A 2,357-nucleotide genomic window follows, 5' to 3' on the forward strand; every position below is an offset into this window, starting at 1 on the left:
AGCGGGAGAGACGAATCCTTCGATTTCATGAAGCTTACGTGCAATATCCCTTGTCAGTCTGATATGAGGATCCTGGTCTATTCCAACAGGAACAACAACCTTTTTCGGACCTCCGAACTCTTCAATTTGAGGAAGCAAAATGTCTGCAACCTGGAAAAGCGGTGCCTGAACATGTGCAATATTTGTTGAATTCTTGAATCCGTAAATAGCCTTGAGCTGACTGAAATTGGTTTTATTAGCAGCTTTAAAAGCCAAATGTTGAAGTTGCCTGTTTTGTGACTGGAGATAAACATTGACATTATCCTTCTCAAGGTCAAGACCCAATGCTATCCAGTTGGTCAGATATTCGTTAACGGCAATTTCACGGCCCTTTTCAAAGCTCATGTCACGTGCGGCATATGCCTCCAAATCAGCAATCGGAAGTGAAAGCATTGCTCCCATATCCTGATACCATTTAAGCTGGTCTACAACCATCTTGTGACCAATGTGCATCTGACCACTTGGCATCATACCTGTTACAACTGCAAAATCCTTTTTCTGGTTGATTAAATTATTTATTTCATTGAATTCACGATGACCGAATATCACTCCTCTTTTCATCAGTCTTTGAGGATTTTTAACATCGTCAATCATGTCTGAAATTTTACCTATACCGAATTCATTTATTAACTTGTCATAATCTAGGCTAAATGATGCCCATGGATCAATTAAATCTGCCATCTTTTCACCACTATTAATGTTAAATTAAAATTACTGTCAATAATTATTACACTAAATACAAAACTATATTAAAATATAAACTATTTCTTTAATTAAACTTATGGTCTAGTCCATTCCACATTATAGTATGTTATATCAAAATCCTCATCAACTATTGCCAGAAGTAGCTTTTTGTTGACACCGTGAGAAACCCTCACATAGCTTGCAAAATCAAGGGCATTGATATCATAATTTTCAAATATGATCTTAACCAGATAGTCGGAATGTCCCTGACCAGGACCTCCTCCACGATTGTACAACCTGAATTCAGTGCCGTATTTAAAACCGGTCTTTATAACATAACCACGGTCTTTCAAATCACGGTAAACAACATATTTACCATAAAGCTCATCCTGTCTTAAAAGATCAATCAAATACCCTATGCTGCATTCAACATCATCCTCATAAATATTTAATCGACCCTTTTCCTGTAGATAACAGGCCTCAATCAAGGAAAGATGTAAAAAATCAGCTTCAATCTTACCGAATTTGCTCTTTTCATGTAATGCAATCGGTCTCTTAGCACCCTCTTCAATCTTGATTGAAACAATACCGTCTGATAAATTTCCACGCATTAAAACACCGTTTAAAGAAATGAATTATATTTAATGCTTATTAGTTTGAAAAAAATATTATATAAAATTTTTGTAAAAAAAAGAGTAAAAAAAAGTTAAACTTTAATAAAAATGTTGTGAGCCATTTCTACCGGAATGTTTAACTCTGCATCATCAATGTTAACCAGATAATGATTACCTACACGGTTTTCATTGAATTCATATTTAAGATGCTGACCTATCTTGATGCCCTCAGCAGAAATTCTATCCAGAAGGTCATTGCTTCCACGTATGAATGAAATGGTTCCTTCAGTAGTGCTGGTCAGTTCTGAAATGGAAAGCAAATTGAATTTTCTGTTCATGACCTGGTCAAAGTCTTTCTGTGAAAAACATTCCTGACAGCTTCCAAAATCAAAATTACAGGCAGGAATGATGTGTTCATCAGGACATAAATCCGGATGTTGCAACATCGTACACAATGCCCTTTCAGCTTCATCAGATAATGTATGTTCCATTTCACAGGCCTGTTCATGGACATTCTCCTCTTTAATCTTTAGAACCTCCAACAGGAACTTCTCCAAAATCCTGTGTTTTCTTGTGATTTTTTGAGCAATTTTCATTCCATCATCAGTTAAAGTAGCTCCCTTATACGGAGTATAAACAATATATCCTAAATCTTCAAGTTTTTTAAGCATTTGAGTTACACTACCAGGAGCAATTTTTAAATCTTTTGACAGTTGAGTTGTTGAAACCTGTTCACCATTACTCCCATTACGATAAAGAACTTCCAAATATTCTTCAATGTTTTCACTAATTTTAGCATCAGCCATTAAAAGTCACCCTACCTTTTATTAGTTAATATATTATTACATTACAATATAAAAAGTTTTGGATAACCTAAACAAAATATGTGATAAGTAAAAAAAAGAGACATTGGTGTTTTAAAAGGGTGTCCGCCAAAATTAATTTTTGAATTTTTGCGAAAAGATTTTTTGCTTTAATTTTTATTATTTTTCTATTATATTACTTTAAAATTTGTAATTT

Annotated in this window: 3 protein-coding genes; all 3 read right to left on the reverse strand. The window is 34.2% G+C overall.

Going from position 1 to position 2,357, the window contains the following annotated elements:
- Positions 1-720 (reverse strand): tryptophan--tRNA ligase (trpS, locus tag QZV03_RS11185; protein ID WP_296876801.1); only part of this gene is annotated, 720 nt, incomplete at its 3' end.
- A gap of 98 nt (positions 721-818) precedes the next feature.
- Entirely contained in the window at positions 819-1,334 is a 516-nt protein-coding gene (endA, locus tag QZV03_RS11190) for a tRNA-intron lyase (RefSeq protein ID WP_296876803.1), read from the reverse strand.
- Between the two features lie 95 nt (positions 1,335-1,429).
- Positions 1,430-2,143, reverse strand: a complete 714-nt coding sequence (locus QZV03_RS11195) for a metal-dependent transcriptional regulator (RefSeq protein WP_296876805.1) — start codon at positions 2,141-2,143, stop codon at positions 1,430-1,432.
- Between the last annotated feature and the right edge of the window lie 214 nt (positions 2,144-2,357).

The organism is uncultured Methanobrevibacter sp., from assembly GCF_902788255.1.
In the GTDB taxonomy this organism is placed as follows: domain Archaea; phylum Methanobacteriota; class Methanobacteria; order Methanobacteriales; family Methanobacteriaceae; genus Methanocatella.

Excerpts from the sequence above, each read along its gene's own strand:
- QZV03_RS11195 (WP_296876805.1), bottom strand. The coding sequence starts at position 2,143 with ATGGCTGATGCTAAAATTAGTGAAAACATTGAAGAATATTTGGAAGTT.
- endA (WP_296876803.1), bottom strand. The coding sequence starts at position 1,334 with ATGCGTGGAAATTTATCAGACGGTATTGTTTCAATCAAGATTGAAGAG.